General features: G+C 30.5%; 4 protein-coding genes and 1 pseudogene. 4 read left to right on the top strand and 1 reads right to left on the bottom strand.

Annotation, left to right across the window (positions count from 1 at the left end; genetic code table 11):
- Window positions 1–102: 102 nt before the first annotated feature.
- A complete protein-coding gene (lpxK, locus tag Q0C58_RS02495; protein ID WP_290697009.1) occupies window positions 103–1107 on the bottom strand; it encodes a tetraacyldisaccharide 4'-kinase in 1005 nt (334 codons plus the stop codon).
- Window positions 1108–1197: 90 nt separating this feature from the next.
- Here lpxK and Q0C58_RS02490 point away from each other — a divergent pair, with 90 nt between their 5' ends.
- The 4 genes and pseudogenes from Q0C58_RS02490 to Q0C58_RS02475 all read left to right on the top strand — a co-directional run.
- The gene (locus Q0C58_RS02490) at window positions 1198–2292 is read left to right on the top strand and encodes a Nif3-like dinuclear metal center hexameric protein (RefSeq protein ID WP_290697006.1); all 1095 of its coding nucleotides are present in this window, start codon (window positions 1198–1200) and stop codon (window positions 2290–2292) included.
- 3 nt (window positions 2293–2295) lie between these two features.
- Window positions 2296–3075, top strand: a complete 780-nt coding sequence (locus Q0C58_RS02485) for a C4-type zinc ribbon domain-containing protein (RefSeq protein ID WP_290697003.1) — start codon at window positions 2296–2298, stop codon at window positions 3073–3075.
- Between the two features lie 170 nt (window positions 3076–3245).
- Window positions 3246–3911 (top strand): peptide-methionine (S)-S-oxide reductase MsrA, encoded by a 666-nt coding sequence (gene msrA, locus Q0C58_RS02480; protein WP_290697001.1) that lies wholly within the window; start codon window positions 3246–3248, stop codon window positions 3909–3911.
- Between the two features lie 142 nt (window positions 3912–4053).
- Window positions 4054–4287, top strand: a pseudogene (locus tag Q0C58_RS02475) (hypothetical protein); the annotation flags it as partial.

Here is a 4287-nt window from a genome sequence, read left to right as displayed (position 1 = left end):
AGAATTTGATGAAGCAGGTTTTACAGATATTATTAGCAAACCTTTTAAACAAGAAGATTTCGAAAAGAAATTATTTGATGCTTTAATGCTTAAAAACAATGCCTAAACTTTTATTCTAACTTTTACTATTTTGTTAAAAGCATCTTCCTTATCTATTGTCATTTCTATTGGTAAAAAATAAAGTTTATTAACTAATTGAGAATCTGTAATTAGCCTTACATAATCTTTTTCTGTTGTAACTATCAATTCGCTCTTAGCAATCGTTTCAATTTCTTTTTTAGAAAAAACATGATGATCACTATATTCTAAATGATTAAAATTTAGCTCTTCATTTCTTAAAAAAGCAACCAAAGGTTTAGCATTCGCAATACCAGTAACTAAGGTAAATTCTTTTAAATCGTTTAGTGCTATTTCATTTTTCTCTCCAATAACTTTGTTAGCATAACTAATACTACTAAAAAATATTTCTTGGTGCTGCTCTGGTTTTAACTTAGCTTCAATTATTACCTTTTTCTCTTGCGATAAATGTTTAGGACATTTAGTAACAACAATTATTTGAGCACGCTTTGCACCTTGCCTAGGCTCTCTTAAATTACCAGTTGGCAAAACAATATCCTCATAATATAAATTAGAATAAGTAGTGAGTAAAATATTAAGTTTCGCTTTTACTTTTCTATGCTGAAAAGCATCATCCAAAATAATTAAATTAGGTTTATTATTAAGCTTTCTAAGATTAGAAATTCCGTTTTGCCTGTTTTCGTCTACAGAAACTAAAATACTAGTATTGAATTTTTTATAAAACTGAAACGGCTCGTCTCCCAATGTTTCAGCAGAATCTATTTTAGAAGCCAACACAAAACCTTTAGTTTCCCTTCCATAACCTCTACTTAAAGTTGCCAAATTATAATCGTCTTTTAAAAACCTTATTAAATACTCAACCATTGGTGTTTTACCTGTTCCTCCAGTACTTAAATTACCTACACAAATAGTAGGAAAATTGTAAGTTTTTGACGTTTTAACACCTAAATTATACAACATATTTCGGCACCAAGTCACCAAAAAATAAATTGGTACAATTGGAAATAATATAAATCTAATAAATTTCATTAATCCTGTTTCAGCATAACGAAAGTAAAAATTTTATATTTGTTAAACATAAATTAAAATAAGTTTAAATAAATCAAATTCATCAAGCCTATGATAATTCAAGATGTAATTAACCATTTAGAGAACTTTGCTCCTCTGGCTTATGCCGAAGATTTCGATAATGTAGGTTTGCTTGTAGGAGATAGAAACACAAAGCTTACAGGTGTTTTAATAACTCTGGATACTTTAGAAGCTGTTGTAGATGAAGCCATAGAGAACAACTGCAACCTTATAGTAAGCTTTCATCCTATAATTTTTAAAGGTTTAAAAAAGCTTACAGGAAAAACCTATGTAGAACGTACAGTACAAAAAGCAATAAAAAACGACATTGCTATATATGCTATACATACAGCGTTAGACAACCATATAAATGGTGTAAACGCCATTATTTGTGATCAATTAGAACTTACAAACCGAAAAATATTAATTCCACAAGCTGAAGCCATAAAGAAATTGACCACTTACGTTCCCAAAGCAGAAGCTAACAACTTAAGGCAAGCTATTTTTAATATTGGCGCAGGAACTATTGGTAATTACAGTCACTGTAGTTTTAATATTGAAGGCATTGGTACTTACAAAGGCAACCAAAACGCTAATCCCACAAAAGGAAAAATAGGAGAAACACATTTTGAAGAAGAAACACAAATTAGTGTAACGTTTACTAAGCACTTAGAATCTAAAGTAATAAATACGCTTTTTAAAAATCATTCTTATGAAGAGGTTGCTTATGAAATAACAACTTTAGAAAACAAAAACCAGAATATTGGTATGGGAATGATTGGTAGTTTAAAAAAGCCAATGTCCGAAGCTGATTTTTTCAAGGTCTTAAAAATAAAAATGAACTCTAAATGCATTCGTCATTCTAAATTTACAAATAAACCTGTACAAAAAATAGCAGTTTTAGGAGGTTCAGGAAGTTTTGCTATACAAGCAGCAAAGGCAGCAAAGGCAGATGTTTTTATAACGTCAGATTTAAAATATCACGACTTTTTCTCTGCAGAAAATAGTATCGTTTTAGCAGACATAGGGCATTATGAAAGTGAGCAGTACACAAAAAACGGTTTATTAGCACTTCTTACAAAAAAAAATAGTAAATTTGCAGTCGTTTTATCGAAGACAAACACCAATCCAGTTAAGTATTTTTAAAATATGGCAAAAAGTAAAGAAATAAGTGTAGAACAACGTTTAAGAGCTTTATACGATATACAATTAATCGATTCAAGAATCGATGAAATAAAAAGTGTTCGTGGCGAACTACCTTTAGAAGTTAGCGATCTAGAAGATGAAGTTACTGGATTAAAAACAAGATTAGCAAAATTGGAAGACAATTTAGCATCTACAGATTCTCAAATTAGTGATAAAAAAAACCTAATAGAAGAAGCTAAAACTTTAATTAAAAAGTATAACGAGCAACAAAAAAACGTTAGAAACAATAGAGAATTTAATTCTATAACTAAAGAAGTAGAATACCAAGAACTTGAAATAGAACTTGCTGAAAAACATATTAGAGAGTTTAAGGCACAAATAGAGCAAAAGAAAGAAGTTATTAATAAAACTAAAGACCATGCTAAGGAGCGCGAAACACACCTTAAGCATAAAAAAAGTGAGCTAGATGCTATTTTAGCAGAAACTGAAAAAGAAGAAGAAGCGCTACTTAAAAAGTCTGAAGACTATAAAAAGAAACTAGAAGAACGCTTAGTAAAAGCTTACCATAGAATACGTACTAATGTAAAAAATGGTTTAGCTGTTGTACCAATCGAAAGAGGTGCTGCTGGAGGTTCTTACTTTACTATTCCACCACAAGTACAAATGGAGATTGCTTCTCGTAAAAAAATTATTACAGATGAACATTCTGGACGTATTTTAATTGATGAAGCATTAGCTACTGAACAAAAAGAAAAAATGATAAAAATGTTTAAAAAACTATAAACTTATTTAAATTTATATAATTAAGCCTTCATTAAAATGAAGGCTTTTTTTGTTTTCCTAAATAGTTTTATTTGTCATTCAGAGCAAAACGAAGAATCTTTATAAATAATAACTAGTAATATTTACATTAAGGTTACTTAACTTTATACGACCAATAATAAAAAATCACTATGAAAAAATTAATCGTACTTGTTGCTGTAACCTTTCTATTTAATTGTAAAAACGCTGCGCAAAACGCAGACAGTAATACCAATAAAAACGATGTAAAAACTGCAAGACCAGTAGAAGTTGCACTAGAAAATGGGATGGCTAAAGCTTATTTTGCAAGTGGTTGCTTTTGGTGTGTAGAAGCTGTTTACGAGAGTGTAAAAGGTGTAGAAGAGTCTATAAGTGGTTATGCTGGAGGACACACAAAAAACCCAACTTACGCAGGCAGTAACACAGGTAGAACTGGACATGCAGAAGCAGTAGAGATTATTTACAATCCTAAAATTGTAAGTTTCGAAACATTGGTAGACGTTTATTTTGCATCGCAAAACCCAACACAAGTTAATGGTCAAGGTCCAGATAGAGGCTCACAATACCGTTCTATTATTTTTTACCAAAACGATGCACAGAAACAAATTATAGACACTAAAAAAGCAGCTTTAGCTAAAAAACTAGGCAAAACAATTGCTGCAGAAGTGTATCCTTTTCAAAAATTCTGGATTGGTGAAGATTACCACCAAAACTACGAGAGATTACATCCAAATAGTGGTTACATCCAAAACGTTTCTATACCAAGGTTAAGAAAATTTCAAGCTAAAATGCCTGAGGTTTTAAAGGAGAAGCATTAGTATATTTCGTTTCTTTTTTATTTACTTTTTTTATAACTTAAGAGAATAAGGCCTGCTTGACTTTATCAAAAAAATAGACTAACTTCGCTTAACATCTTAATATCAGGTAACAACGTTGCCATTCATTGTTAAAAAAAAAAAAATGAAAAATATAATAATATTAATAACACTTGTTTTATCAAATGCTCTCTTTGCTCAAGTAGGTGTTGGCACAACAAATCCTGATAGTTCCTCCATAATGGAATTACAGTCTAATAACAGCGGCTTTTTGTTACCCAGAGTATCTCTAACTAGCTCTACAGATGTCACTACTATTCCCTCTCCCGCAGAAGGGTTAATGATTTACAATTTAGCATCAAATTGTAATTTACCACCT

The sequence above is a fragment of the Lacinutrix sp. genome (assembly GCF_023299985.1).
Classification (GTDB): domain Bacteria; phylum Bacteroidota; class Bacteroidia; order Flavobacteriales; family Flavobacteriaceae; genus Lacinutrix.
The sequence above is the reverse complement of the archived record's forward strand: the minus strand, read 5'-3'. Positions and strand labels throughout refer to the sequence as shown.